Source organism: Mesorhizobium sp. M0833 (assembly GCF_040319905.1).
Lineage (GTDB): Bacteria > Pseudomonadota > Alphaproteobacteria > Rhizobiales > Rhizobiaceae > Mesorhizobium.
The window spans coordinates 39,229-62,139 of record NZ_JAMYOQ010000007.1 but is presented as its reverse complement, the minus strand read 5'-3'; the positions used below and the strand labels follow the sequence as shown (position 1 = coordinate 62,139).

General features: G+C 63.7%; 26 protein-coding genes. 12 read left to right on the top strand and 14 right to left on the bottom strand.

The window, feature by feature from the left end; all coding sequences use genetic code 11:
• The first annotated feature begins 74 nt into the window (after positions 1-74).
• Both NKH98_RS10290 and NKH98_RS10285 read left to right on the top strand, forming a co-directional pair.
• Positions 75-881: an undecaprenyl-diphosphate phosphatase gene (locus tag NKH98_RS10290; protein WP_352898087.1), complete on the top strand. Its 807-nt coding sequence runs from the start codon at positions 75-77 to the stop codon at positions 879-881.
• 92 nt (positions 882-973) lie between these two features.
• Entirely contained in the window at positions 974-2,224 is a 1,251-nt protein-coding gene (locus NKH98_RS10285) for a flavin-containing monooxygenase (protein ID WP_352898085.1), read from the top strand.
• 138 nt (positions 2,225-2,362) lie between these two features.
• Here the strand turns inward: NKH98_RS10285 and NKH98_RS10280 are convergent, their stop codons facing one another.
• From NKH98_RS10280 to rsmI, 4 genes are all read right to left on the bottom strand, one after another.
• Positions 2,363-2,599, bottom strand: a complete 237-nt coding sequence (locus NKH98_RS10280) for a metallothionein (protein ID WP_254817997.1) — start codon at positions 2,597-2,599, stop codon at positions 2,363-2,365.
• 87 nt (positions 2,600-2,686) lie between these two features.
• Positions 2,687-3,886 carry a complex I NDUFA9 subunit family protein gene (locus NKH98_RS10275; RefSeq protein ID WP_352898083.1) on the bottom strand — a complete coding sequence of 400 codons (1,200 nt, stop codon included), beginning with the start codon at positions 3,884-3,886 and terminating at the stop codon, positions 2,687-2,689.
• Complete coding sequence (locus NKH98_RS10270; protein WP_352898081.1) at positions 3,838-4,215, bottom strand: YraN family protein; 378 nt, start codon at positions 4,213-4,215, stop codon at positions 3,838-3,840. Before NKH98_RS10270 ends, NKH98_RS10275 begins: the two co-directional genes overlap by 49 nt.
• Positions 4,208-5,134 carry a 16S rRNA (cytidine(1402)-2'-O)-methyltransferase gene (gene rsmI, locus NKH98_RS10265; protein WP_352701138.1) on the bottom strand — a complete coding sequence of 309 codons (927 nt, stop codon included), beginning with the start codon at positions 5,132-5,134 and terminating at the stop codon, positions 4,208-4,210. The genes NKH98_RS10270 and rsmI overlap by 8 nt, the downstream gene beginning before the upstream one ends.
• A gap of 176 nt (positions 5,135-5,310) precedes the next feature.
• On the opposite strand from rsmI, the gene NKH98_RS10260 reads away from it, so the two are divergent.
• Positions 5,311-5,496, top strand: coding sequence for a hypothetical protein (locus NKH98_RS10260; protein WP_352898079.1), 186 nt, complete (start codon positions 5,311-5,313; stop codon positions 5,494-5,496).
• Between the two features lie 259 nt (positions 5,497-5,755).
• Here the strand turns inward: NKH98_RS10260 and NKH98_RS10255 are convergent, their stop codons facing one another.
• From NKH98_RS10255 to rph, 5 genes are read right to left on the bottom strand one after another with little or no spacing between them, the layout of a single operon-like run.
• The gene (locus NKH98_RS10255; RefSeq protein ID WP_352898076.1) at positions 5,756-6,082 is read right to left on the bottom strand and encodes a low molecular weight protein tyrosine phosphatase family protein; all 327 of its coding nucleotides are present in this window, start codon (positions 6,080-6,082) and stop codon (positions 5,756-5,758) included.
• Between the two features lie 4 nt (positions 6,083-6,086).
• On the bottom strand, positions 6,087-7,250 hold the full coding sequence (hemW, locus tag NKH98_RS10250; protein ID WP_352898074.1) for a radical SAM family heme chaperone HemW: 1,164 nt from the start codon (positions 7,248-7,250) through the stop codon (positions 6,087-6,089).
• Positions 7,247-7,924, bottom strand: coding sequence for an RdgB/HAM1 family non-canonical purine NTP pyrophosphatase (gene rdgB / locus NKH98_RS10245; RefSeq protein ID WP_352898072.1), 678 nt, complete (start codon positions 7,922-7,924; stop codon positions 7,247-7,249). The genes hemW and rdgB overlap by 4 nt, the downstream gene beginning before the upstream one ends.
• A complete protein-coding gene (locus tag NKH98_RS10240) occupies positions 7,924-8,334 on the bottom strand; it encodes a VOC family protein (RefSeq protein ID WP_352898069.1) in 411 nt (136 codons plus the stop codon). The genes rdgB and NKH98_RS10240 overlap by 1 nt, the downstream gene beginning before the upstream one ends.
• A gap of 32 nt (positions 8,335-8,366) precedes the next feature.
• Entirely contained in the window at positions 8,367-9,083 is a 717-nt protein-coding gene (gene rph / locus NKH98_RS10235; protein ID WP_254818003.1) for a ribonuclease PH, read from the bottom strand.
• A 145-nt stretch (positions 9,084-9,228) separates the two neighbouring features.
• Here rph and hrcA point away from each other — a divergent pair, with 145 nt between their 5' ends.
• The 6 genes from hrcA to NKH98_RS10205 all read left to right on the top strand — a co-directional run bounded on the left by hrcA (position 9,229) and on the right by NKH98_RS10205 (position 14,675).
• On the top strand, positions 9,229-10,341 hold the full coding sequence (hrcA, locus tag NKH98_RS10230) for a heat-inducible transcriptional repressor HrcA (protein ID WP_254818004.1): 1,113 nt from the start codon (positions 9,229-9,231) through the stop codon (positions 10,339-10,341).
• 33 nt (positions 10,342-10,374) lie between these two features.
• Positions 10,375-10,572 carry a hypothetical protein gene (locus tag NKH98_RS10225; RefSeq protein WP_254818005.1) on the top strand — a complete coding sequence of 66 codons (198 nt, stop codon included), beginning with the start codon at positions 10,375-10,377 and terminating at the stop codon, positions 10,570-10,572.
• A 100-nt stretch (positions 10,573-10,672) separates the two neighbouring features.
• Positions 10,673-12,028, top strand: coding sequence for a PQQ-dependent sugar dehydrogenase (locus NKH98_RS10220; protein ID WP_352898067.1), 1,356 nt, complete (start codon positions 10,673-10,675; stop codon positions 12,026-12,028).
• A gap of 87 nt (positions 12,029-12,115) precedes the next feature.
• On the top strand, positions 12,116-12,733 hold the full coding sequence (locus NKH98_RS10215; protein WP_352898065.1) for a LysE family translocator: 618 nt from the start codon (positions 12,116-12,118) through the stop codon (positions 12,731-12,733).
• Positions 12,734-12,886: 153 nt separating this feature from the next.
• Positions 12,887-13,867: a cysteine synthase A gene (gene cysK / locus NKH98_RS10210; RefSeq protein WP_352648468.1), complete on the top strand. Its 981-nt coding sequence runs from the start codon at positions 12,887-12,889 to the stop codon at positions 13,865-13,867.
• 184 nt (positions 13,868-14,051) lie between these two features.
• Positions 14,052-14,675 (top strand): glutathione S-transferase family protein, encoded by a 624-nt coding sequence (locus NKH98_RS10205; RefSeq protein ID WP_352898062.1) that lies wholly within the window; start codon positions 14,052-14,054, stop codon positions 14,673-14,675.
• A gap of 15 nt (positions 14,676-14,690) precedes the next feature.
• Here NKH98_RS10205 and NKH98_RS10200 read toward each other — a convergent pair whose 3' ends face one another.
• Together NKH98_RS10200 and NKH98_RS10195 are read right to left on the bottom strand one after the other, a co-directional pair.
• Positions 14,691-15,947, bottom strand: a complete 1,257-nt coding sequence (locus NKH98_RS10200; protein WP_352648464.1) for an RNA polymerase sigma factor — start codon at positions 15,945-15,947, stop codon at positions 14,691-14,693.
• Positions 15,948-15,954: 7 nt separating this feature from the next.
• Complete coding sequence (locus NKH98_RS10195; RefSeq protein WP_352648462.1) at positions 15,955-16,323, bottom strand: YciI family protein; 369 nt, start codon at positions 16,321-16,323, stop codon at positions 15,955-15,957.
• 237 nt (positions 16,324-16,560) lie between these two features.
• Between NKH98_RS10195 and NKH98_RS10190 the strand changes: the two genes are divergently transcribed.
• From NKH98_RS10190 to NKH98_RS10180, 3 genes are all read left to right on the top strand, one after another.
• Positions 16,561-17,520: a TAXI family TRAP transporter solute-binding subunit gene (locus NKH98_RS10190; protein WP_254818012.1), complete on the top strand. Its 960-nt coding sequence runs from the start codon at positions 16,561-16,563 to the stop codon at positions 17,518-17,520.
• Between the two features lie 63 nt (positions 17,521-17,583).
• Entirely contained in the window at positions 17,584-19,680 is a 2,097-nt protein-coding gene (locus tag NKH98_RS10185) for a TRAP transporter permease (protein ID WP_352898060.1), read from the top strand.
• A complete protein-coding gene (locus NKH98_RS10180; protein WP_352476825.1) occupies positions 19,677-20,060 on the top strand; it encodes a DUF1850 domain-containing protein in 384 nt (127 codons plus the stop codon). Before NKH98_RS10185 ends, NKH98_RS10180 begins: the two co-directional genes overlap by 4 nt.
• Here NKH98_RS10180 and NKH98_RS10175 read toward each other — a convergent pair.
• The 3 genes from NKH98_RS10175 to NKH98_RS10165 form a co-directional block, all read right to left on the bottom strand.
• Positions 19,949-21,700, bottom strand: coding sequence for a saccharopine dehydrogenase family protein (locus NKH98_RS10175; RefSeq protein WP_352898059.1), 1,752 nt, complete (start codon positions 21,698-21,700; stop codon positions 19,949-19,951). The two genes, NKH98_RS10180 and NKH98_RS10175, sit on opposite strands and share 112 nt — an antisense overlap.
• 50 nt (positions 21,701-21,750) lie before the next feature.
• A complete protein-coding gene (locus NKH98_RS10170; RefSeq protein ID WP_352898349.1) occupies positions 21,751-22,191 on the bottom strand; it encodes a thiol-disulfide oxidoreductase DCC family protein in 441 nt (146 codons plus the stop codon).
• A 197-nt stretch (positions 22,192-22,388) separates the two neighbouring features.
• Positions 22,389-22,535: a hypothetical protein gene (locus NKH98_RS10165; protein WP_254818015.1), complete on the bottom strand. Its 147-nt coding sequence runs from the start codon at positions 22,533-22,535 to the stop codon at positions 22,389-22,391.
• Positions 22,536-22,911 lie beyond the last annotated feature (376 nt).

Genomic DNA, 22,911 nt, shown 5'->3' with positions numbered 1-22,911 from the left:
GACCTATAGGGGGAGTTCCGCGCCGTGACAAGCAAACCGTTTTCTCAAGCCCGCCCTCCAACGCCGAGGTTGCCATGGAAAGCCAAACCGTAGTCGAAGCGCTGCTGCTCGGCATGCTCGAGGGCCTGACCGAGTTTATTCCGGTGTCTTCGACCGGTCATATCCTGCTCGCCGGCCATTTCCTCGGCTTTCATTCGACCGGCAAGGCCTTCGAGATCCTGATCCAGCTCGGCGCCATATTGGCGATCCTCAGCGTCTATTTCCGCCGTCTCTGGAAGATGCTGCTCGAGCTGCCCTACGATCGGCTGACGCGGCATTTCGTTCTTGGCATTCTCATCGCATTCCTGCCGGCGGCCATTATCGGCGCACTGGCGCATGACTTCATCAAGACGGTGCTGTTCGAATCGCCGCGGCTGATCTGCATCATGCTGATCATCGGCGGTGTCATCCTACTGCTGGTCGATCGCATGACGCCGAAGCCGTATTACCACGATGTCGAGCGGTTTCCGACCAGGCTTTATCTGCAGATCGGGCTGTTCCAGTGCTTGTCGCTAATCCCCGGCACGTCGCGTTCGGGCTCGACCATCGTCGGCGCGCTGCTGCTCGGCGTCGACAAGCGGGCGGCGGCGGAATTCTCTTTCTTCCTTGCCATCCCGACGATGGTCGGCGCCTTCGCCTTCGACCTGTTCAAGAACCGCAATGTGCTGAGCAGCGCCGACTTGCCCATCATCACGGTCGGCTTCGTTGCCGCCTTCGTCACCGCGCTAGTCGTCGTGCGCTTCCTGCTCGACTACGTCTCGCGCCATGGCTACGCGCTGTTCGGCTGGTGGCGGCTGGTCGTCGGCATCGTCGGGCTGACGGGGCTGGCAATCTGGGGGTGAGCCGGCTCGGATAGCGCAATCCCAGCCGGAATTCTATTCTTGCCCGAAGCCGAGCCATACGATCTTGTGGACGTGGTTGGCAGGGGGAATGCGTGAGCGAAGTTCTTGACGCCCTCGTTATTGGCGCCGGTCCGGCGGGTCTCGGCGTCAGCTACTTCTTGAAACGGCAGGGCCGCAACCACCGTGTACTCGATCGAGGCCGGATTGGCGAAACGTGGCGAACGCAGCGATGGAACTCGTTTCGACTGAACTCGCCGACCATCCGCTCCATCTTACCCGGTGATTCCTACGACGGCCCCGAGCCCTGGGGCGCGATAACCCACCATGAGTTCGTCGCATACCTCGAAGGCTATGCCGAGCGGCACCGCTTGCCGGTAAGCACCCAAACTCCGGTGCAAGAGCTGACGAGAGACGATGGGATCTTTCGCATCACCACGGCGGACGGGGCATTTCTGGCGCGCAATGTGGTGATCGCCACCGGCGACCAGAATCGGCAGGTCCGGCCAGCAGGGTCGGCGGATTTGCCAACCGCAATTCGCCAAGTCGATTCCTCGGCTTATCGCAACCCGGCCGAGTTCGAGAGTGGCGCGGTGCTGGTGGTCGGCAGCGGCCAGTCGGGCGGCCAGATCGCCGAGGATCTGGCGTTGGCAGGACGTGTGGTCTTTTTGGCGACCAGCCGCAACGGCCGTTGGGTGCGGCGCTACCGCGGGGGCAACATACTCAAATGGCTGACGCTGTCCGGTTTTCTCGACGTTCCGCGCAAGGAACTCGTCCTCCCCTCCGGCAAGCTGCAGGCCCGCGCGCTGGTCGGCGCGACCCACACGATCAGCCTGCAATCGCTGAGCGCGCAGGGCGTGGTGCTGCTCGGCCGCTTCAGGGGTGTGGAGAACGGCAACCTCGTCTTCGGCGACGAGCTCGACGACCATATGCGATTTGCCGACGAAGTCTCCGCGAATGCCAAGCGCCTGGTTGACGAGTACATCGAGCGCGCCGGCCTCGATGCGCAACTGGCCGAGGATGATCCGGCCGAGACGATTGAACCGCGCTTGCCCGATCCTCCGATCCGCTCCCTCGACTGGACGGCGAGCGGCATCAGATCAGTGATCTGGTGCACGGGCTTCACCGGCGATTTCTCATGGGTTCGGCTTCCCGGCGCGCTCGATGCAGCCGGCCAGCCCGTCCACGAGGATGGCGTCGGCGCTGTTCCAGGTCTGTTTTTCGCCGGCCTCGATTTCGGATCGACGCGGAAGTCGGGCACCATACCGGCCATTCCAGAGGAGGCGGCCGCCGTCGTGGAGCGACTTGTCCAAGCGCGAGCCGACTTGCCACGGAACGGCGTCTAAACGAGCCGTCGAACGCGGTTCTTGAACGTGCAAGAACATGACAGCTCTGGCGCGATCAAGACGACGTACGCTGCCTAGCGGACCGAGCCGGCACAGCCGTTCGGAATGGTCGACCTGGAGACGCCAAAAGGAGGTGCGTCAAGGCGCGCGATCGGTCAGCGCGCTCGCGCCTTCCTCCGCGGCGCAATGTGCGCAGCAGTAGATGATGTCATCCTGTTCGACGCCATGTCCGATGATCCGGCATCCGCAATGCGGACACGTCGGAGCAAGTTTCTGGACCGCGCATTCGAAGCTGTCGAATGTGTAGGTCTCGTCGGCCATCGTCACGTTGAAAGCCTTGTCGTAGTCATTCCCGCATTGATCGCATCTGGCCATGGTTCTTTTCCTTCTTTCACTGGCTCCAAGCTCGACCAACCTGTCGCGCGGCGATAGGTTCCCGCCAGGATCAGGGGGCCGTCCTAGCTAAGGCGGAGACGAGCGCGAGCCTACGCCACGGCGCTGTTCGATCGCACGGATCACCGCGTCGATACCCCGCGGCTCGATGTCGAGTTCCTTAAGGCCCGGCGCGTCGATTGCTGCCACATTGTCCTGACGCATGAGGTCGATCTGGTTGCGCGTTATGGGGGCAGCCGGGAGGAGTTCCGCGACGCCAGCCAAGGCGTTCCATACCGCAAACGGCACCGGCATCAGCTTGACGTGCGTATCGAGCTGTCGGGCGATCTCCCGAAGCAGTTCCTTATAGGTATAGATACGCGGGCCACTGAATTCGAATATGGATGAACCCTTGTGGCTTCGCCCGTCGAGCAGCCGGCTCACTGCTTCTGCGACGTCTGCCACATAGACCGGCTGAAGCCGTGTGCCTCCATCGCCGAACAGCGGATAGACCGGCAGGAGGCGTATCAGCCTCACAATGGTCGTCAGGAAAGCGTCGTCAGGTCCTGTCATGACGGCGGGACGCACAATGAAAGCGCCGGGAAATGCGCTTTCCACGGCACCTTCTCCGCGCCCACGCGCCCTTATGTAATTCGAATCCGATTGGGGATCGGAGCCGATCCCTGAAATCTGGACGAACTGGTCGATCGCGCGGTCGCGCGACGCGGCAGCGAGATCGGCCGCGGCTTTCACATGCACGCGTTCAAAGGTCTGGACGCCCTGCTCGACGTAAAGACTGACGGCATTCACGACCGCCTGCGATCCGGCAATGGCCGACCCGATCGAGGACGCATCCGTTATATCCGCGTCGACTGCTTCGGGCATCCTCGTAATCGAGGAAAAGACCAGGGCCACGCGAGCCGGATGGCGAGATGCGGCGCGCACCGTGAAACCTCTTTCGAGGAGTCGCTTCACGATCCTGCGCCCGAGAAAGCCAGTTCCGCCGAACACGGTGACGATCCGTTCCGGGTTGAGATCGTCGGGATCCATTTGCCTCGCCATCCCTTTGTCCTCGCATAGCTGCCACGAGGACTGCCCTGGCCGGCATTTGAACCAGCCGTGGAACATCAGGACGATTGGAGGACAACGCAGGAACGCTTTTGTTCCAGTCAGGTAGGCAAACCGAACGATAACAGTCTGAACCGGAGATCGCAGCAAAATCGACCCACCTCGGGAATAGCCTAGCTCCGCCCGTAGAAAACGTTCTCGACATGCACCGGCCAGCGCCACGGCAGCACCGCCACCATGTCGAAGCGCACCGATAATTTTCCGTAGTCGGATTGGCGCGACAGCCAGAAATCGGCGGCGCCTTCGATGCGGTGCTCCGATTCGCGACCGATGGCTTCCATTGCCTCCATCAGCGTGCGGCGCGCCTTGACCTCGACGATCAGCACCAGATCGCCACGCCGCGCGATCAGGTCGATCTCGCCGAACCTGGTGCGGTGGCGGCGGGCAAGAATTCGGTAGCCTTTCAGCATCAGCGCCGCCGCCGCCAGCCATTCGCCGTGATGGCCGCGCCGGTAGGCCTTTTGCCGGCTGGCGCTTGGCCGTTCAACCATCGCCGTCTCCGCCGGCCCCGTCTCTTCCAGCATTCTTGAGGTCGAGCAGCCGACGATAGAGCGTCTGCTTCTGGCCACCCGTCATCTTGGCGGCTTCCGCCGCTGCCTTGGAGGCCGGCATTTCGGCGGCGAGCGAAAGCAGCAGCCGGTCGATGTCTTCTGGCTCATCAGCGACCGCATCGGCCGGGCCGACGCAGATGACGATTTCACCCTTGGGCGTATCGGCTCCCGCATAATGGCCGGCGAGCGATTGCAGGGTGCCAGTCCGCATCTCCTCGAAAGTCTTGGTCAGTTCGCGGCCGATCGCCGCCTTGCGGGCACCGCCGAGCACCTCGACCATGGCACTGAGCGTCTCGGCCAGCCGGCGCGGCGATTCGAAGAAGATCAACGTTGCCGGCACCGCCTTCAGCGCTTCCAGCCGCGTCAGCCGCTGCCCGGTCTTCACCGGCAGGAAGCCGGCAAACAGAAACGCGTCCGAGGGCAGGCCGGATGCCGTCAAAGCGGCAAGTGCTGCTGACGGGCCGGGGATCGGCACGACACGAATGCCGCGTTCCAGCGCCTCACCGACCAGCCGGTAGCCGGGGTCGGAGATGAGCGGCGTGCCGGCATCCGAGATCAGCGCTACGCTTTGGCCGGCCAGCAGCGCCGCGATCAGCTTCGGTCCGGCCTCGCCGGCATTGTGCTCGTGGTAGGCGGTGGTGCGGCGGCGGATGCCGTAGCGGTCGAGCAGCACGCGGCTGACACGTGTGTCCTCGCAAGCGACGATATCGGCGGCGGCGAGCGTTTCCAGCGCGCGCAGCGTGATGTCGGCGAGATTGCCGATAGGCGTCGCCACCAGGTAGAGCGCCGGCTCGAGCGGCCGAGCGGCGATTTCGGTCTGCCCGACCACATAACTGCGTTTGGCCGATTCGCCGGTCACCTGCACAACTCCGTTCGACCCTGTTTGGCACGGCTCACGCTTGCTTGCAAAAGCCTGGGTTGCAAAGGCCCGGGTTCCAAAAGGGATGCCGACGTGAACCAGCCGCCATGCCTTCGCCATAGTAGGGAACGAAACCGTTGCCGGCGAATTTTACACCTGATCTCGGGAGGAGCAGGATGAACAGCCTGACCATACAGGACGTTTTCGAACCCTACTATGCCGGCCGCAAACGCTTCGCCGCGCCATGCGACAAGAGCCTGCCTGCCGAAGCCGCAGATGACAGAGCCAAGAAGCCGCTTGCACGCCAGCGATCGACAGAGAGCAAGCAAGCAAACAAAACCGACCGCACGATGGAGCACTGACCGGACGATGCCCAATCGCTTCGACATTTTCATCACCCGCCTCGAAACAAAAAGCGCCCGCGATGGCGCAGCGTCACATTCCGCAGACGACCAGCACCATGCCTCACGCGACAAAAGCGAGATCAAGCCGGCCCGTTCCGGAGAGACCAGCGAAAAAGATCGCGCCAAACACCGCCATAAGCACGAGGCTTGACCCCGCAAACCTTAGCGATCGGTCGAGACAGTTCTCGAAGCGCGGTTGCGAATGCTCTGCGATGTATCATTCACCTAGATACTTCGAGACACAGGCCTCCAGCAGGCCCACCAGAGCCGGGTCTATGAATGCATAGTCGTCGGGAATATCGAGGCAGATTACTCGAGCCTTTTTCAGGCTTGTCTTGAATTTCTGCTGCAGTTTGGCGCGGTGCGTTTTTTCCATCACGAAGATGATGTCGGCCCAGGCGACGAGTTCATGCGTCAACGGAATGTCGGCGTCGTGATTAGTGCCGGCCGAAGCGACCTCGATGTCCCGCCGCTTGGAAAACACCTGCTCCGCCGTCGGGCTGCGCAAGCGATTCTGGCTGCAGGTGAAGAGAACGTTCTTCAACGTGCTATCTGGCCAAATCCGCCACGACCGCATCGAGCACGATCATGCCGGCCGGCGTGGCGCGCAGGCGGGCATTGCCGATCGGTGCCACCAGGCCTTCGTCCTGCAGCACCGACAGCCGTGCCGTCGACAGGCCGCGCCCTGAAAATGCCTCGTAGCGGGAAAGGTCGATGCCTTCCGCCAGCCTAAGCCCCATTAGCAGGAACTCGTCGGCCTCTTCCGACCGCGTCAGGATTTCGCCGCCGGTAACGCCATGGCCCTTGGCCTCGACCAGATTGGCCCAGGTCTCCGGCATTCTCTCGGCGATCGTCACCACGCGGCGGCCATTTTCGACGAACCGGCCATGCGCGCCGGGACCGACGCCGACATATTCGCCATAACGCCAGTAGGTGAGATTGTGCCGGCTTTCGGCGCCGGGCCTGGCGTGGTTGGAAATTTCGTAGGCCGGCAGTCCGCGCGCGGCGGTGATCTCCTGCGTTAATGCGTAGAGATCGGCGGCAAGCTCATTGTCTGGAATGATGAATTTCCTTGCCGCATGCAGTGCATGGAACGGCGTGCCTTCCTCGATGGTCAGCTGATAGAGCGACAGATGATCTGCGGCGTGGCCGATCGCCTGCTCGAGCTCCGCCTGCCACGCTTCCGGCGTCTGACCGGGTCGCGCGTAGATCAGGTCAAACGACAGCCGTGGGAATATCTCGCGCGCCAGGCTGATCGCATGCAGGGCCTCATCGACATTGTGCAAACGGCCGAGGAAGCGCAGATCCTTGTCGTTCAGCGCCTGCACGCCAAGCGACACCCGGTTGACGCCGGCCGCGCGATAGCCGCGAAAGCGCTCGGCCTCGACCGAGGAGGGATTGGCCTCCAGCGTCACCTCGATGCCATCAGGCACCGTCCAGTTCTTCGCCACTGCATCCAGCACCGCCGACACGGTCTGCGGCTTCATCAGCGAGGGCGTGCCGCCGCCAAGAAAGATACTGGTCACCTCGCGCGGCCCGGTGCGGCCGCGCATCGTCGCCAGCTCGGTCTCGAAGGCGCGGGCAAAACGCTCCTGGTCGACCGGCTGGTGGCGGACATGGCTGTTGAAGTCGCAATAGGGGCATTTGGCCGCGCAGAACGGCCAGTGGACGTAGACGCCGAAACCGGGGCTGCGGTCGAGCAGCATGGTCATGCGCCGGCCAATCGGGCTTGCGCGAATTTCTGGAAGGCACGGGCACGGTGCGACAATGCGGTTGGCTGGCCGGGCTTCCAGCCATGCTTTTCCTCCGCGCTCATCTCGCCAAAGGTCTTTTCGAACCCATCGGGCAAGAACACCGGATCGTAGCCGAAGCCGAGCTCGCCGCGCGGCGGCCATACCAGCGTGCCCTCGACCTCACCGCGAAAATATTCCGCCTGGCCATCAGGGAAGGCAAGGCAGATGACCGCGACAAAGCGGCCCTTGCGCTGGGCAGGCGTGATCGCGCCAACTTCTTGCAAGGCCACTTCCGTGCGCTGCATGGCCATGCCGAAGTCGCGGGAGCCGTCCGGCGTCTCGGCCCAGTTGGCGGTGTAGACGCCGGGTGCGCCGTCGAGCGCATCGACACACAGGCCGGAATCGTCCGACAGCGCCGGCAATCCAGTGGCCTTGGCGGCGGCCAACGCCTTTATGAGGGCGTTCTGCTCGAAAGTGGTGCCAGTCTCGTCCGGCTCCGGCAAGCCGTATTCCTTTGCGGACTTCGCTTCTATGCCGAATGGCGCCATCAGATCGGTGAATTCGCGCAATTTGCCGGCATTGTGGCTTGCGACGACGATCTTATGCCCGTCAAGCGAGTGAACAGCTGGCGAATGAACAGTCGGCGAATGCATCAGATGCCCCAAATTCTTGGCTCGGCGAATTCGATCGAATTGCCTGAGGGGTCCCGAATATAGATCGAGCGGCCGCCTTGCGGCCACTCGAACTCGCTTTCGATGGCGATTTTCTTCGCCTCAAGATGCGCTTTCCAGCGTGGGATTTCATCCGCGCTTGCGGCGAAGCAAAGATGGCCCTCGCCGACCGTGCCATGCGGCGGCACGGGCAGCTTGGCCTCGGCCCGCGGCGGCACCTTGGTCGCCTCGGCATTGAAGATAAGCAGCACGCCGTCGCCGCAGCGGAAGAAGAGATGCCTGCCATCGACCTTACCGAGCAGATCGAGCCCGAGGACGCCCGAATAGAACCGTTCCGCGGCAGCAAGGTCCGTCACGTAGAGTGCTGATTCCAGGATTGCGGAAGGAGTCACAGGATCGCCAATCTCTTCAATATTGACCGCAGCTAAGCCACCGCCATCTGCTGCAAGCTGACCAGGCGCTGAATGCCTTTCTTGGCGAGCCCCATCAGCGCCGCGAACTGCTCTTCCGAGAACGGCTCGCCCTCGGCTGTGCCCTGGATCTCGACGATGCCGCCCTTGCCGGTCATGACGAAATTGGCGTCGGTGCCGGCCGAGGAATCCTCGATATAGTCGAGATCGATGACCGGCTGGCCATCATGGATGCCGCAGGAGATCGCTGCGACGTGATCCTTAAGCACCTTGCCCAGGCTCGCCATCTGGCGAGCTTCCATCCAGCGCAGGCAGTCGTAGAGCGCCACCCAGCCGCCGGTGATCGAAGCGGTGCGCGTGCCGCCGTCGGCCTGGATCACGTCGCAGTCGACGGTGATCTGCTGCTCACCGAGCGCCTGCAGATCGACCACGGCGCGCAGGGAGCGGCCGATCAGCCGCTGGATCTCCAGCGTGCGGCCGCCTTGTTTGCCGGCCGAAGCCTCGCGGCGCATGCGCTCGCCGGTCGAACGCGGCAGCATGCCGTATTCCGCCGTCACCCAGCCCTTGCCGGAGTTGCGCATCCAGCCCGGCACCTTTTCCTCCAGGCTGGCCGTACACAGCACATGAGTGTCGCCGAACTTCACCAGGCACGAGCCTTCCGCATGCTTGGAGACGCCGCGCTCGAAGGAGATGGGGCGCATTTCGTCGAATTGGCGTTTGGAAGGGCGCATTCAGGCTTCTTTCTTTCTTCGGAATCTTGGCCGGGGAATCTTGGCCGGCTTGTAGCCGCACGGGGCGTGAGGCGCAAAGGAAAATGGACCGGTTGCGCCGACGCCGCGGAAGTCTATATCTTCGGACCGGAGGTTTTTGGCTCGAATGACCAAGGTAGTCGATCCCGGTTCGCAGTCGCCAGTGCTCTCGTCGCCGGCACTTCAACCGCCCGCGCTTCAATCGCTCGATATGCGTTCGCGCGACATCTTCCGGCGCATCGTCGATTCCTATTTGAGGGATGGCGAGCCGGTCGGTTCGCGCAGCCTGTCACGCATCCTGCCGTCATCGCTGTCGCCGGCCACCATCCGCAACGTGATGAGCGACCTCGAGCATCTCGGCCTGATCTACGCGCCGCACATCTCGGCTGGCCGGCTGCCGACGCAGGCCGGCTTGCGCTTCTTCGTCGATGCATTCATGGAACTCGGCGACCTCTCCGACGAGGAGCGCCGCACCATCGAGGCGCAGGTGCGCGCCTCCGGCTCGGGCGCGACACTGGAGCATATGCTGACCGAGGCCAGCCAGATGCTGTCCGGCATGTCGCGCGGCGCCGGCCTCGTGCTCGCCGCCAAAAATGAGGCGGCGCTGAAGCACATCGAATTCATCCAGCTCGAGCCGACCAAGGCGCTGGCCGTGCTGGTCTCGCAGAACGGCGACGTCGAAAATCGCGTCATCGATCTGCCCGCCGGCATCACCGTCTCGCAATTGCACGAAGCCTCCAACTTCCTCAACGCCCATATCCGCGGCCGCACCCTGGCCGAGGCCCGGGTCGAGATCGCCCGCATCAAGGAAGAGACCAGGGCAGCCCTCGACACGCTGTCGCAGGATCTGGTCGAGAAGGGCCTGGCGGTCTGGGCAGGCGCCGAAAGCGGGGTGCCTGGGCGGCTTATCGTGCGCGGCCGCGCCAATCTCCTGGAAAACGTCACCGCCCAGGCCGACATAGAATTGCTGCGGCATCTGTTCGAGGATCTGGAGACGCAGGATGGACTGATCCAGCTCCTCGACCTCGCCGAGGAAGGCCCGGGGGTGCGCATATTCATCGGTTCGGAAAACAAGCTGTTTTCGCTGTCGGGCTCCTCGCTGGTGGTGGCACCCTATCGCGACAAGGACGCGCGCGTCGTCGGTGCGCTCGGCGTCATCGGGCCGACGCGGCTGAATTATGCGCGCATAGTACCGATGGTCGACTATACCGCACAGCTGATTTCGCGCATGCTGCGCTAGGAGCCGCCGCGGCCTGCCGCAAGGAGAAAAAGAATGGCGCTGGAATCGTTCAAGGCCCAGATCAGCCTGCTGCTCGAGGAAATGGTCAATCAGCCTGAGGATCAGCACGAGGTGCAAGAGCAGTTGCGTGAGAAGCTGCAAGAGATGCGGGCCATGGGCCTGCCGCTGCCGGCCGATCTGGTCGCGCTGGAAAAGCGCCTCGACGACGACTTCTACGCCTCTGGCAACTGAACGGGGTTCGGCTTCAAATCCTCGTGTGCTGGACCACCGCTTGGAACGACCAATGCCTGATCCCGTTTGCCCTCTTCGAGGCAAACCTCGGAGGACGTTAATGATCCGATCTGGCGGCTTTGCGGCCGTTGCCGCTGCCCTCCTTGTCGCGACACCGGCAGCCGCCCAGCAGGCGGATCAAAAGGTGCTCAAAGGCGAAGCCGCTTTTGGCGATTGGCACGCCGACAGGCCTGGCGTCCGCCGCCTGATCGGGCCGCAAGACATGCCGGCAGCCGACCCCGCTCAATCCGCTTCGAACGGCGGCGGCGTGGCGGAACGGCCCGAAAGCGCCGAGCCAGAATTGCCGCCGGGCTTTTCGGCCGAAAGGATCGCCTCCGGACTCTATAATCCGCGCGTCGTTCGCGTCGCTCCGAACGGCGACCTGTTCATCGCAAACGGCCATGCCGACCAAATACGCGTCTACCGTCTGGCCGAGGGCCGCGCCAAACCCATCGAGAAAGCGATTTTCGCCCAAGGCCTCAACTATCCATACGGCATCGCCTTCTATCCGCCAGGCGGCAAGCCGCAATGGGTCTATGTCGCAAACAGCGACAGCATCGTCCGCTTCCCCTATCGCGACGGTGACCTGAAGGCGTCCGGTAAACCAGAAACCATTGTCGCCAAAATCCCGTCGGGCGGTCACTCGACCCGCGACATCGCCTTCTCGCTTGACGGCAAGACGCTTTTTTTATCGGTTGGCTCGGACTCGAATGTCGCCGAGGACATGGACAAGCAGCCGGATGGCGGCCTCGACGCCTGGGCGAAATCAAAGCCGCTCGGGGCGGCCTGGGGCCCCGAGGAAGGCCGTGCCGATGTGCTCGCCTTTGACCCGGACGGGAAAAATCCCCGAACTGTCGCCACCGGCCTGCGCAACTGTACGGGCATGACGGTGCAGCCCGCCAGCGGCGCGTTGTGGTGCGTCGTCAACGAGCGCGACGAGCTCGGCGACAATGTGCCGTTCGAGTTTGCAACTGAAGTCAAGGACGGTGCGTTCTATGGTTGGCCTTGGTACTACATCGGCAACCACGGGGATCCGCGCCATCACGGCGAGCGGCCAGACCTCGCCGGCAAGGCCACTGTCCCCGATGTATTGATGCAGGCGCATTCGGCGCCGATGAACATAGCCTTTTACGACGGCAAGAACTTTCCGGCGGATTACCGGGGGGATGCTTTCGTCACCATGCATGGTTCGTGGAACCGTGGCGCCAGGACCGGCTACAAGGTGGTGAGGCTCAAATTCAGGGATGGCAAGCCGACCGGCGAGTATGAGGACTTCATGACCGGCTTCGTCATCTCGAACGACGCCGTCTGGGGCCGCCCGGTCGGTGTCGCCATGGCCAAGGACGGCTCCCTGATCGTCACCGAGGACGGTAACGGCACCATCTGGCGCGTTACCTACGAAGACGGCCGCTCCTGAACGGCGGCGTCGCCTGCTGCGCTGGCGCAATCGAATTCGGCCCGAGGGAATTCACCCAACTTCAACATTGTGCGACAAGCGCGAACCATGACGCTCACCGGGTTCCTCGCCTATAGCGCCGCCCTCGGCATCGCCGCAGCCATCCCCGGCCCAGGCGTCACCGCGCTTGTTGCGCGTGCGCTGGGTTCCGGCTTCCGCTCGTCGCTGGCCATGTCGTTCGGGCTGATGCTCGGCGACCTGACCTATTTGACTGCCGTGGTGCTCGGCCTGGCTTTCGTCGCACAGACGTTCGGCATGGTCTTCCTGGCCATCAAATGGCTGGGTGTCGCCTACCTCGCTTTTCTTGGCTGGCGTTTCTGGACGAGCGGCATCACGCCCGAAACGGTAGAGGCGAAGAAAGGCAAAGGCGGCTTGGCATCCAGCTTTGTAGCCGGTCTCGCCGTCACACTCGGCAATCCGAAGACGATGATCTTCTATCTCGCCATCACCCCGACCATCGTCGATCTGAAGACGATCACGCTGGCCGATTACGGCATCCTGGTCGCGCTCACTATCGTCGTTCTACTCGTGGTGCTGGTGCCCTATCTGGCGCTGGCGGCCAAGGCGCGCTGGTTCCTGAAGTCGCCGCGGGCGCTGAGGGCACTCAACCGCACCGCCGCCGGCTTCATGGTCGGTGCGGCGGGGGCAATTGCCGCCCGCCAGTAGATCTCTTCGCCAATCCGCCCAACGCCCTGCAAGGCGTCGGTATTCAGCACGAACGTCACTCGGATATTTTTCGAACGTGCCTATCTTGCGCGGTGGATGGCTCTATCCTATGCCCGCCCGGCTCTTGCCGCTTGACCTCTGGGAGGAAAACCAATGAACAAGCCCGCCACCCACACACACGTGCCCGGCCGCGGCCGCATCTACAATTCGATCACCGAGACGATCGGCGACACGCCGCTGGTGCGGCTGGATAAATTCGCCAGGGAGAAGGGTGTCGTCGCCAATCTGCTGGCCAAGCTCGAATTCTTCAACCCGATCGCCTCGGTCAAGGACCGCATCGGCGTCTCGATGATCGAGGCATTGGAGGCTTCGGGTAGGATTACACCCGGCAAGACCACGCTGATCGAGCCGACCTCGGGCAATACCGGCATCGCGCTCGCCTTTGCCGCCGCCGCCAAAGGCTACAAGCTGATCCTGACCATGCCGGAAACCATGTCCGTCGAACGCCGCAAGATGCTGGCGCTGCTCGGTGCCGAGCTGGTGCTGACCGAAGGGCCGAAAGGCATGAAGGGCGCCATCGCCAAGGCGGACGAGCTGGCGGCAACACTGCCCGACGCCGTCATTCCGCAGCAATTCGAAAACCCCGCCAATCCGGAAATCCATCGCCGCACCACGGCCGAGGAAATCTGGAACGACACCCATGGCGAAGTCGATATCTTCGTTGCCGGCATCGGGACCGGCGGCACCATCACCGGCGTCGGCCAGGTGCTGAAGAAGCGCAAGCCCTCGGTGCATGTCGTCGCCGTCGAACCGGAAGCCTCGCCGGTGCTGTCGGGCGGCCAGCCAGGCCCGCACAAGATCCAGGGCATTGGCGCCGGCTTCGCGCCAAAAATCCTCGACACGACGATCTACGACGAGATCATCAAGGTCTCGAACGAGGATTCGGTTGCCAATGCACGGCTCGTCGCTCGGCTCGAAGGTGTGCCGGTCGGCATCTCGTCGGGTGCCGCCCTGCAAGCGGCGATCGTCGTCGGCTCGCGGCCCGAGAACAAGGGCAAGACCCTCGTCGTCGTCATCCCCTCCTTCGCCGAGCGCTATCTCTCGACTATCCTGTTCGAGGGATTGGGGACTTAGAGTCTGGACACGAGAGTTTTTGACCGGTTCGTAGCGATCCTTTGCGCTGCCCCTCCGGCATCAAACGTTCTGTATCGACGCTTCGGCGTGGACCGCTGAAAAACCACCTGTGGCGGGCGTCGTTCGTTTGAGCGGCGGGTCACTTCCGTATCAAATCGTCGCTGCCCGGCAGGTGGAGGACTTCATGTACAAGCTCTATACGCGTGCCAATACCGGCGGCTTTGTCGTCGAGGCGGCGCTCGCTTTGGCGGGCGTGCCTTTCCACCAGGTCGACGTTCCGAAGGGCCGCCTCGATCAGGCCTTTCTTGACATCAGCCCCTTGAACCAGGTGCCGGTGCTGATCTTGCCGGACGGACGCTCGATGACCGAATCCGCGGCGATCTGCATCCTGCTGGCCGAGCGCCACCCGGAAGCAGGACTGGCGCCCGCGGCAAGTTCGCCTGACCGTGCGGATTTCCTGCGCTGGATGGTTTTCATGTCGTCGGTCATCTATCCAGCCAACCTGCGGTTCTTCTACCCACATCGCTACACGGCCGACGCCGGCGGCGTGGACGCCCTCAAACAGGCGGCGGTCTCGGAAATGGATCGCAGCTTCGCCATTCTCGATGCCGCTCTCGACGGCCGCGACTGGCTGGCCGGCGACCAACTCTCGCTGGCCGACATCTATCTCGTCATGTTGGTGGCCTGGCATCCGGAGGTCGCGAAGGTTCCAACCGCTTGGCCGAACATCGAACGCCTGTGGGCCAATTTGCGGGAACATCGGGTGATGAAGAGGCTGAATGCTTCCCACGACATGTGGCCGGCCTGAGCACTCCGCCTTGTCTCAGTCTTTTTCCGCGCGGCCGAGCGCGGCCCGTCGTTCCTGCAGGAACCGGCGCACGGCTGGATCGCGTTCGAGGCCGATAGCCCGGTCATAGGCCTCGCTCGCCTGCGGAACTTTGCCGACCCTGGCCAGCAGGCCCGCGCGGGCGGCCCAGTAAGGTTGATAGTCATACAGCCGCTTATCGCCGCTGAGTTGATCAAGGGCGCCCAATCCTGCCGAGGCACCTTCGGCCTCGGCAATGGCCACCGCACGGTTGATCGAAACCACCGGCGAGCCGGCAATCACCGACAGCGCGTCATAGAGCTCCTTGATCGCGACCCAGTCGGTGCCGCCGGTCAGCCGTCTTGTCGCATGGGCGGACTGCACGGCGGCCTCAAGCTGGTAGCGGCCGACAACGCCCTTGGCCGCGGCGCGCCCAAGCAGCGTCTCCGCTTCATCGATCAGTGTATCGTCCCACAGTGCAAGATCCTGCTCGGCCAGCGGCACATAATCGCCCGCCGCATTGCGCCGCGCCGCGCGCCGCGCTTCGGCGAACAGCATCAGCGCCAAAAGGCCGAGCGCCTCCGGCTCGTCCGGCATCAGCGTGGCCATCAGACGGCCGAGCCAGATGGCTTCGGTCGCGAGGTTGCGGCGCCGCGTTTCGGTGCCGGCCGGGTCGGACCAGCCTTCGGCAAACGCCGCGTAGATTGCTTCCAGAACGGTGCCCAGCCGCTCGCCGAGTTCGGCCCGCTCCGGCACGCGGAACGGAATGCCTGTCTCGCGAATTCGTGTCTTGGCGCGCACCAGGCGCTGGCTCATCGTGGCTGGCGAGACAAGGAAAGCCGAGGCGATCGTCGCTGCGTCGAAGCCCAAGACCGTCTGCAGGATCAGCGGCGCGCGGACGCCGGCCTCGATCGCCGGATGGGCGCAGGCAAACATCAGCCGGAGCCGCTCGTCCGGCAGGTCTTCGTCGACCATGCGTGCCTCCATCTCCTCGGCGATCAGCCTAAGGTGGTCGCGGGCCGCCTCGCTTGTCAGTCGCCGTCTGACCGCGTCGACGCGGCGCTTGCGTGCCACCGCCAGCAGCCAGGCGTCCGGCTTGTCGGGCACGCCCGCCTGTGGCCAACGCTCGAGCGCCGCTGCAAAGGCATCTGCCAAGGCGTCCTCGGCAGCGGCCACGTCGCGTGTGCGCGCGGCGAGATACGCGACCAGCTTGCCGTAGCTTTGCCGGGCGGCCGCTTCCGCCGCCGCCCGCGCGATCTCCGGACGACTGTCCATCACACGGTCACTTCTGGGATGGGTACTCGGTCATTTCCCAGATCGGCCGCACCTCGATCGTGCCGGTGCTGGCACCCGGGCAGCGAGCCGCCCAGGCAATTGCTGCGTCGGCGTCCTCAGCCTCGATCATGTAGAAGCCGGCGAGCTGCTCCTTGGTGTCGGCATAGGGACCGTCGAGCACATTGGTCTTGCCGTTGGCCATCCGCACCGTGGTGGCGGTCTGGGTCGGCTTCAACCGGTCGCCGGCCAGCCACGCTCCGGATTTCTTCAACGCCTCGGTATAGGCTCCATAGGCTGCGCTGATTTCGTAGGTCTTCTCCGTCGGCGCGGCCGCCATCGCGGCTTCGTTCGCATAGATCAAAAGCATGTATCGCATGGTCTTCTCCCGTTTTTCTCGAAGGCCGCTCCGTTGCGGGCCGAACGTATGTCGCGCGGCCTCGCCCGATTTCGACAGGCGCTGCAAAAATCTTTCGGCTCCCATGGCATTTCACGCAAGCTCAACCGTTCGTCTAATGGCGACAATTGCGGGTTGGCATTTCCCGTCCGCTCTCTAAACTCGTCCCGGATCGCGCTGACGAGGAGAGTGCGGCAGATACTTCAGGGAGGAAACCGAATGCTCAATTTCAGGACGAAGTTCGTTGCCGCCGGCGCCATAGCGCTGTCGCTTGGCCTTGGCGCGGTATCGGTCAAGGCACAGGAATTCATCAACGTGCTGACCGGCGGCACGTCGGGCGTCTACTATCCGCTCGGCGTGGCGCTGTCGGAAATCTACGGCAAGGGCATCGAAGGCGCGCGCACCCAGGTGCAGGCGACGAAAGCGTCGGTCGAAAACCTCAACCTGCTGCAGCAGGGCAAGGGCGAGATCGCCTTTGCGCTCGGCGATTCCGTCAAGCTGGCCGCCGAAGGCAACACCGAAGCAGGCTTCCCAGGCAAGCTCGACAAGCTGCGCGGCATTGCGGCCATCTATCCCAATTATATCCAGATCGTCGCCAGCAAGGAATCCGGCATCAAGACGCTCGCCGATCTCAAGGGCAAGAGCCTTTCGGTCGGCGCGCCGGCCTCAGGCACCGAGCTCAACGCCCGCACCATTTTCGCCGCTGCCGGGCTGAAATACGAAGACCTCGGGCGGATCGAATATCTGCCCTTTGCCGAATCCGTAGAGTTGATCAAGAACCGCCAGCTCGACGCCACGCTGCAGTCGGCGGGCCTTGGGGTCGCATCGATCCGTGACCTCGCCACCTCGGTGCCGGTAAACATCGTTGCCGTGCCGGCGGAGGACGTCGCCAAGATCGGCTCGCCCTATCTTTCCGTGGTCATCCCCAAGGGCACCTATGAGGGCCAGACCGAGGATGTCGCGACCGCCGCCGTCGGCAATTTCCTGATCACCAGCGCCGATGTCCCTGACGAGACCGCCTACCAGATGACCAAATTGCTGTTCGAGCATCTCGACCAGCTCACCGCTGCCCACGCCGCCGCCAAGGCGATCGACCCCGCCAAGGCGCTCGACGGCATGCCGGTGCCGCTGCATCCAGGCGCCGAGAGGTATTACAAGGAAAAGGGATTGGTGAAGTAAGGAGCCTCGCCTCGCTCCGCACCCTCCCTCGGGGAGGGGAGCGCCCCGCCAGGAACCCCGCCAATGACCGCAACCCCGACCGTTCTTTCCCCCACAGCGGAAGCTCCTGTCGAAGGATTGCCGCCGGGCTTCGGCGAAGGCATCGCCGGCAAGGCGGCTTTTCTCATCGCCATCGCCTTCTCCATCTTCCAGATCTACATCGCCGCCTATGGCAGCCTGCCGAGCCAGGTCGTACGCGCCATGCATGTCGGCTTCCTGCTGCTGCTCGGCTTTGCCCTAATCGCCAATCTGCGCGCCAAAAGCGTCCCGGCGAAAGCAGTGTTCTGGACGCTCGGCGTGCTTGGCTTCGCCACCGGTCTGTACAATTGGGTGTTCTATGCCGACCTCATCCGCCGCTCCGGCTTTCTCACCACGCCTGACCTGATCGTCGGCGCGGTGCTGGTCGTGCTGGTCTTCGAGGCGGCGCGGCGATTGATGGGGCTGCCGCTCGCCGTCATTGCCTTCATCTTTCTCGCCTACGCATTTGCCGGCAATCATCTGCCGCCGCCTTTCATCCATCGCGGCTATGATTTCGCCCAGCTCGTCGACACCTTCGCCTATGGCACCGAAGGCATCTACGGCACGCCGATCTATGTTTCGGCCGCCTACATCTTCATCTTCGTCGTCTTCGCCGCCTTTCTTGAGCGCGCCGGCATGATCGCGCTGTTCAACGATTTTGCGCTTGGCCTGGTCGGCTCATGGCGCGGAGGTCCGGCACAGGTCTGTGTGCTGTCCTCGGCGCTGATGGGCACCATTTCCGGCTCCGGCGTCGCCAATGTGGTGGCCAGCGGCCAGTTCACCATCCCGCTGATGAAGCGCTTCGGTTTCCGCTCGGCTTTCGCCGGCGCCGTCGAGGCGACCTCGTCGATGGGCGGCCAGATCATGCCGCCGGTGATGGGAGCGGTTGCGTTTATCATGGCCGAGACCCTGAACATCCCCTATGCCGCGGTGGTCAAGGCGGCGATCATCCCGGCGCTGCTCTATTTCGGCGCCTGTTTCTGGCAGGTGCACCTGGAGGCAGGCAAGGCCGGCCTGCACGGCATGGCCAAGGCCGACCTGCCCAATCCGTGGGATGCGGTGAGACAGCACTGGCCGCTGGTACTGCCGCTCGCAGCACTGATCTACCTGCTGTTTGCCGGCTACACACCGGTGTTCGCCGGCACCATGGGCCTCGCGTTGACCATCGTGCTCATCCTCGGCACGCCGCTGGCAGCATCGATCGGGCCGCTCGCCTTCCGCATCGTCTTCTGGCTGGCGCTCGGGCTTGCCGCGGCTTCCTTCATGAAATTCGGCGTCGACATCCTCAGCCTGGTCATCGCCGTGCTGGTCATCGCCTGCCTCACGTTCAAGGGCGGGCGCGAGACGCTGCGCATATGCATCGATTCCCTTGCGGAGGGAGCAAAGAACGCGCTGCCGGTCGGCATTGCCTGCGCCATCGTCGGCATCGTCATCGGCACGTTGACGCTTACCGGCATCGCCTCGACCTTCATCGGCTGGATCATCTCGATCGGCGAGAACAATCTGTTCCTGTCGCTGCTTTTGACCATGCTCACCTGCCTGGTGCTCGGCATGGGCATACCGACCATTCCCAATTACATCATCACTTCGTCGCTGGCCGGGCCGGCGCTGCTGTCGCTCGGCGTGCCGTTGGTGGTCAGCCATATGTTCGTCTTCTATTTCGGCATCATGGCCGATCTCACCCCGCCTGTGGCGCTGGCCGCCTTCGCCGCCGCACCCATGGCCAAGGAAAGCGGCCTCAAGATCGGCATCCAGGCCACCAAGCTTGCCATTGCCGGCTTCGTTGTGCCGTTCATGGCGGTCTATACCCCGGCGCTGATGCTGCAGGACCCCGGCCCGATCGCCGCCCAGTTCGGCTATCCCGTCGAGGTCGCCTATATCGTCATCAAAGCCTGCATGGGCATCGTCCTGTGGGGCGCCGCTGCCGTCGGATTTCTGGCCCGGCGCATGGCCTGGTGGGAACGCCTCGTCACCTTCGCCGCCGGCGTGCTGCTGGTTGCGGCGCTGCCGCTTACCGACGAGGCGGGCTGGGCGCTGTCCCTTGCCTGGATCGGCTGGCACTGCTGGCGTGCGCGGCAGGCTTCGCTGGCCAACTCGGCATGAGCCTCTGCATTGCCGCGGCCGGCAAGACGGTGACGCTCGCGGTCGCTGCCTTCACGCTCTCCTGGGTGCATTCGGTGGAGAAGACCCAGTGGCAGGAAGACTGGAAGGTGCTGCCGTCCGGCCTGCAGCTGGTCGAGGCCCGCATCAAGGGATCGGGCGCCGGGATGGAGCCGCCGCAAGGCTCGGTGCTGAGAAACGGCTGGTGGGTCTATGCGCCCAAGGTCGGGCCACAGCGGCGCCTCGTGCTCGCCGCGTCGGGCGCTACGGGTCAGGGTTGGACGCTGTGCACGGCGCAGGACTGCCGCGAACTGGCTAAGCTGGCAGGCGACACGATCTCGCTGGAGCCGTGCGGGCCGGAGGGCTCCAGCCAGCCGCGGTAGCAGGCGATCATGCCGGCAAGTGGATGCGAGATCTCGACGTGGAAGCGGAAGCGGCCATCCTCCACCGTTTCGTAGGAAGTCGAGCGTGGACCGAGCCACATCGGCAGCGGCAGGCCAAAAAAGCTCCAGCGGCGCAAGACCAGCGCCAGCCGGCCGTCCTCCGCAACCAGCGCCATCGCGAAGGTCAGCGGGCCGAAGCGTTCGCACAGCAGGCGCTGCGATCGACCCCGGCCTGCGAACTGTAGGCTCGAAAAACTGTGCTTGCCGAATGTCCGCGTCCAGGTCTCGCCGTCCTTCTCGGTGTCGAAGCGGACATGAACCGGGATGTCCTCGCTTGCCCCGGGGAAGCCGACCATCCGGGCCATTAGCCGGCCAAGAACATTGCGCCCGCGTTCGACGCGCGCGCGGCCTGCCGCCATTGTTGTGCAATCGTGCATGGCGCGGATTTCCCGGGGCAGGCCATGCCAGGCGTCGCCGAGCAAGACGGTATAAAGCGACTTGTCCCTGTCAGCGGGCTCATTCCTGAACCCGGTGTAGATTGTCTTGCCGGCGAACAGCGCTTCATAATCCCGGAGCTCCAAATCGCGCACCGCCGCCCGTGCGCCCGGCGCGGGCTGATGTCCGGCCAGCGCTTTGCGGACCAGCGCTTCGACCGCCATCGACGGGATCAGCGGCCCATCATTGCCCTCGGCCAAGAGATGCCACGAGCGCTTGACGATGGCGCGCGCCCGGTCAGATCCCTCCACCTCGACGAACATGCCGCCGCGATGCTCGCCCCAGCGCAGCCGGTTCGTTGCCTGATGCATCAGCGGCGCCAGCGGCAAAAGCGAACCGATCAATCCGGCGCGCACCAGCCAGGCGAGGCAGATCAGGGCGCGGTGCAGCAACTCGGGTACCGGCCCGGCTCCCATCCAGATGGTCCTCGCCTCCGGCCAAAGTTCGGCTAAGGCGCGCAGGTCGGGAACGTCGACAAGCGAAAACAGCGTGTATCGAAGCGGCAGCCGGCCCGGCGGCGCGATGGTGTAGCGCAGTTGTTCGGTGAACGGACGGCCTTGTTCCGGACGGCCATTGCGAACAAGCCGCACCGGCTGACCAGCATAACCGGCGATAGCGTGAATGATGTTCCCGCCGACACCGGCAAAGGGCGACGGCGCGATGCCGCCGCGAATGCCGTCGACCCGCGTCAGGTCCGACGACAGGCGGCGCACAACCGCGGCCGTCAGCACCGGAAAGCTCGAGACGCCGGACAGCGCGAAAACCCCTGCATTTCGCGCCGCCTCGTCGAACGCAGAGACGCCGGCGACGAAATCCGAGCCGTCGGCTAGATCGAGATAGTTGATGCGCCGGGCGATGCAGGCCTCGATCAGGCGATAGCGTCCCTCGCCATAGGCCTGGAACGGGCCGCTCGCGTCGACTACAATATCAGGCTCAAATGCAGCGAGTTGCGCGGCGAGATCGCCGTCACGGTCGAACAGGGCCGGCTGCAGCCGGGCTGCTGTCGGCGCACGCCTGTTGCAATAAGCGTCAGCCTTGGCAAGCGAGCGCCCGGCGACGAAGAGGATCAGACGCGGTTCGCCTTCCAAAAGCTCGACGGTGCGACCGCCAAAGGTGCCATAGCCGCCGACGACAAGAACCTTCATCCGCAGTTCCCCCAAAATGCCCCGCGCCGCTCCCGGCCACGGCAATGAGCCTAGCCGATCAACCTTGCCCTCACCTCGGCGGAAGGGATTTCACAATTGTCCTTCTTGCCGAACAGGGCATAGCGGTTCTTTGCGATGCGGTCGTAGAGCCAGTCGCGAAGTGGGCGCGGCAACAGCAGCAGGATCAGCGCCGCCCGCCACGGCCAGCCGAGTTCGGCCATGACGGCAACGAAACTGTCCAGGCGGGTGAAAGCGGCGCCATCGACGATGACGAGATTGGTCTCGTAGCGATCCGTTCGCAGCCCGGATTTCTTGAACAGCATCTCGCCGAAGGGCGACTGCGCCGTTGCGAAATGGAAGCGGCCCTTGCGGTCGAGCTTCACCACCATGCGCACAAAGCCCGAGCACAACACGCAAATACCGTCGAACACGATCAACGGGCGACGTGATTCGAATTCTGGCGGCTCAGGAGAATGGTTCGGCTTGACGATCACGTGACGCCCGGCAGCTGGTGTCACGCGACACTAGACCTGCCGACGGCTGGATCAAAGCCCGAACTGCTGAAGGCTTGGCGTTGTCGCACGCCGTCTGTCGGTCAGCGCAGGGCGCTCGGCGCGATAGGTCGTTGACCGATTGTCGGCATCGGGCCGGCATATCCGGCTGTCGTGACGGCTCTCCATGCTCATCATCAGTGCACGCTGATCCCAAGCGTGTTGCCACGGCGCGCGCAGGCGGGGCCTGGGCCGCGCATGTAATAGCGCTCGGGCCGATAGGTCGGTGCGACGAATTCGCGGATGGCGGCAGCATAGCCGGCGATGTGATTCCAGAAGCTCATTTTACTCGGTCCCTATCCCGTTTCGGATGTCCCTTCCGAATTGCGGGGATCATAGCGTCCAGGCGTGAATAGTCGGTGAACGCGATGTTAATCTCTGGTCGAAAATGCCTTCGTTCATGGCTGGAATGCGGCTGATTCGCGGTGTTTCCATGCAGTCCGTCGGCATTTCGCCCAGTGTGACTTTTGCATCACATATGTTTCGCCTGAATGTCGCTGAGACGCGATTTTGTTTCAGCTTTTTGCTGGACCGCGAAATTTCCGTGCACGCGGCCGGAAAACCAGGAACCCGCCCGTCAGCCGCACGTTGATTTCCCAGTGCCGGGACGAACCGGTTCCGCAGGCTGTGGTGCTCGGGTTGGGCCGCAGCCAAAAATCC

What these genes read in the sequence shown, in the direction of transcription:
- NKH98_RS10290 (WP_352898087.1), top strand. Translation starts at nt 75, where the DNA reads ATGGAAAGCCAAACCGTAGTCGAAGCGCTGCTGCTCGGCATGCTCGAG.
- NKH98_RS10280 (WP_254817997.1), bottom strand. Translation starts at nt 2,599, where the DNA reads ATGGCCAGATGCGATCAATGCGGGAATGACTACGACAAGGCTTTCAAC.
- NKH98_RS10270 (WP_352898081.1), bottom strand. Translation starts at nt 4,215, where the DNA reads ATGGTTGAACGGCCAAGCGCCAGCCGGCAAAAGGCCTACCGGCGCGGC.
- NKH98_RS10260 (WP_352898079.1), top strand. Translation starts at nt 5,311, where the DNA reads ATGAACAGCCTGACCATACAGGACGTTTTCGAACCCTACTATGCCGGC.
- hemW (WP_352898074.1), bottom strand. Translation starts at nt 7,250, where the DNA reads ATGACCATGCTGCTCGACCGCAGCCCCGGTTTCGGCGTCTACGTCCAC.
- rdgB (WP_352898072.1), bottom strand. Translation starts at nt 7,924, where the DNA reads ATGCATTCGCCGACTGTTCATTCGCCAGCTGTTCACTCGCTTGACGGG.
- rph (WP_254818003.1), bottom strand. Translation starts at nt 9,083, where the DNA reads ATGCGCCCTTCCAAACGCCAATTCGACGAAATGCGCCCCATCTCCTTC.
- hrcA (WP_254818004.1), top strand. Translation starts at nt 9,229, where the DNA reads ATGACCAAGGTAGTCGATCCCGGTTCGCAGTCGCCAGTGCTCTCGTCG.
- NKH98_RS10225 (WP_254818005.1), top strand. Translation starts at nt 10,375, where the DNA reads ATGGCGCTGGAATCGTTCAAGGCCCAGATCAGCCTGCTGCTCGAGGAA.
- NKH98_RS10220 (WP_352898067.1), top strand. Translation starts at nt 10,673, where the DNA reads ATGATCCGATCTGGCGGCTTTGCGGCCGTTGCCGCTGCCCTCCTTGTC.
- NKH98_RS10215 (WP_352898065.1), top strand. Translation starts at nt 12,116, where the DNA reads ATGACGCTCACCGGGTTCCTCGCCTATAGCGCCGCCCTCGGCATCGCC.
- cysK (WP_352648468.1), top strand. Translation starts at nt 12,887, where the DNA reads ATGAACAAGCCCGCCACCCACACACACGTGCCCGGCCGCGGCCGCATC.
- NKH98_RS10205 (WP_352898062.1), top strand. Translation starts at nt 14,052, where the DNA reads ATGTACAAGCTCTATACGCGTGCCAATACCGGCGGCTTTGTCGTCGAG.
- NKH98_RS10200 (WP_352648464.1), bottom strand. Translation starts at nt 15,947, where the DNA reads ATGGACAGTCGTCCGGAGATCGCGCGGGCGGCGGCGGAAGCGGCCGCC.
- NKH98_RS10195 (WP_352648462.1), bottom strand. Translation starts at nt 16,323, where the DNA reads ATGCGATACATGCTTTTGATCTATGCGAACGAAGCCGCGATGGCGGCC.
- NKH98_RS10190 (WP_254818012.1), top strand. Translation starts at nt 16,561, where the DNA reads ATGCTCAATTTCAGGACGAAGTTCGTTGCCGCCGGCGCCATAGCGCTG.
- NKH98_RS10185 (WP_352898060.1), top strand. Translation starts at nt 17,584, where the DNA reads ATGACCGCAACCCCGACCGTTCTTTCCCCCACAGCGGAAGCTCCTGTC.
- NKH98_RS10180 (WP_352476825.1), top strand. Translation starts at nt 19,677, where the DNA reads ATGAGCCTCTGCATTGCCGCGGCCGGCAAGACGGTGACGCTCGCGGTC.
- NKH98_RS10175 (WP_352898059.1), bottom strand. Translation starts at nt 21,700, where the DNA reads ATGAAGGTTCTTGTCGTCGGCGGCTATGGCACCTTTGGCGGTCGCACC.
- NKH98_RS10165 (WP_254818015.1), bottom strand. Translation starts at nt 22,535, where the DNA reads ATGAGCTTCTGGAATCACATCGCCGGCTATGCTGCCGCCATCCGCGAA.